The 967-nt window shown below is 33.3% G+C and carries 1 protein-coding gene; it reads left to right on the top strand.

From position 1 onward, the window contains the following. Positions 1-223: 223 nt before the first annotated feature. The gene (locus L1D46_RS20745; protein WP_239978180.1) at positions 224-817 is read left to right on the top strand and encodes a LuxR C-terminal-related transcriptional regulator; all 594 of its coding nucleotides are present in this window, start codon (positions 224-226) and stop codon (positions 815-817) included. Positions 818-967: the final 150 nt, after the last annotated feature.

Consider the following 967-nt stretch of genomic DNA (forward strand, 5'->3'; position numbering starts at 1 on the left):
CCTTTACTAATATTCATATAAATAACGACAATTTTCAGAAATTTCTCGCCTTGTAGGAGGTACTTTCTTCAGCTAATGTTTAATTAAATACTCCTAAGCAATCAAAAGCTAACTAAACATTAATTTGCTCAACATTTTCCTATGTTGGCATTCCATTATTTAAAAGTAATAATCAGGAACACAAATTACTTGTTATCATTTAGCGGTAGTTATTGACGTGAATATGGATTTTCTAATTAATAAAAACGCGGATGATTCTGTATCATCTGTTTTAATTCATCCTTACTGTGTTGCAAGCGATGATAAAACTCTACTACTCAATTACGACTCTTTAGACACTTTGACTAATCGTGAATTAATAAGTGAGTTTATGAAATCTCATGGATATCATCATCTAGTTATTTTTAACATGCCCCATAGAGCTGACGTTCTATCTCTTAAAGACTGGCCAAAATTGAAAGGGCTATTTTATAAAAACACCAAAACAGATATTTTTGAACAAGGACTGCAAGAAATTAAAAAGGGTTCGCTGTGGTTTCCAAGAACAGTCAGTGATAAATGGATGAGAGAAATGCTGGAAACTGAGCAAAAAAATCAAATCCGATCAAATAACTTAACGTTTAAAGAATCTAAAGTACTTCATTTGCTCTCCTCTGGCGCAACATGCCATCAAATAGCTGATACGTTGTTCATAAGTGAAGCAACTGTTCGAGTTCACCTGCACAAGATATACCAAAAGATTAATGTTAAAAATAAACAAAAAGCTCTGCAGTGGTGCAAGAGAAATATTAATAAGATCAATAAACTTGCAGGCTAATCTGCAGGCGAATTGTACCCCTGTACTGCCGATGAACCACCTTCAACATCCTGACCATTTTAATTAGATGGTAACTGGCACTTAAGCTATGACTGGGTAATTAATTTTCAAAATCAATATTAACTCGCTAACACAGGTAATAATTAACTT

This window comes from Pseudoalteromonas sp. Isolate3, from assembly GCF_022398505.1.
Lineage (GTDB): Bacteria > Pseudomonadota > Gammaproteobacteria > Enterobacterales > Alteromonadaceae > Pseudoalteromonas > Pseudoalteromonas apostichopi.